The 912-nt window shown below is 43.9% G+C and carries 1 protein-coding gene; it reads right to left on the minus strand.

Features of this window, described 5'->3' with window-relative positions:
- Positions 1-912, minus strand: a 912-nt coding sequence (locus QUH73_RS20785) for a hypothetical protein (RefSeq protein WP_289532365.1), incomplete at both ends; no start/stop codon positions are given.

The raw sequence follows: 912 nt of genomic DNA on the forward strand, positions 1-912 counted from the left end.
TTTCCATCTTTAATCTTAATGGTTTCAACTGCATCGCTGCCTAAATCTCCAACAGTAATCGTGCCATCTAAAATTTTTGAAGAGGTGACCGCATCGGCCGCAATTACAGGTAAAGCCGCTGTACCAGCTAAATCTCCTGCCAACTGTACAATACCTTTTACTGTTGTACTTGCATCTGGTGTTCCTGCTGTAACTGCATCGTCGACATACTTCTTGGTCGCTGCATCCTGATTATTAGTAGGATCAAGCAAATTCTTAATTTGTTTAGCTCCTGCGTCGTTGTCTGTTGTTAATATTTCACCAAACAACTGTTTGTCCGTATTAATAGGATTCCACACAGAACCATCGTAATACCATAAGGTTTTTGTTGTTGTGTTATATTTGATATTACCAGGCATTCCATCAACGGCATCTGATGTATCGCCGTCACCATTGGGATCGTTTGGATCGTTATCACCCAAAGGATCACCTGTTGAACTCTCGCCCAACTCAACCCACACATTTCCATCGTAATACCATAGGCTTTCGGTTACGGTATTGTATTTTACCTGACCCGCTTCGCCTGGAACTGCATCGCTGGTATTGCCATCGCCGTTGGGATCGTTGGGATTAGCATCACCCAAAGGAGAGCCGGTTGAACTCTCGCCCAACTCAACCCACACATTTCCATCGTAATACCATAGGCTTTCGGTTACTGTATTGTATTTTACCTGACCCGCTTCACCAGCAACTGCATCGCTGCTATTGCCATCGCCGTTGGGGTCGTTCGGATCAGCATAATTCAATGGATCACTCGAAGCACTTTCACTCACCTCAACCCATTTAGATCCATCCCAGAAAAAGAACGTATTATTGTCTGTATCAAATACTAACATTCCTTCAGCTGTTTCATCTACAGATTCGAACATCCCT

This window comes from Labilibaculum sp. K2S (assembly GCF_030372765.1).
Classification (GTDB): domain Bacteria; phylum Bacteroidota; class Bacteroidia; order Bacteroidales; family Marinifilaceae; genus Labilibaculum.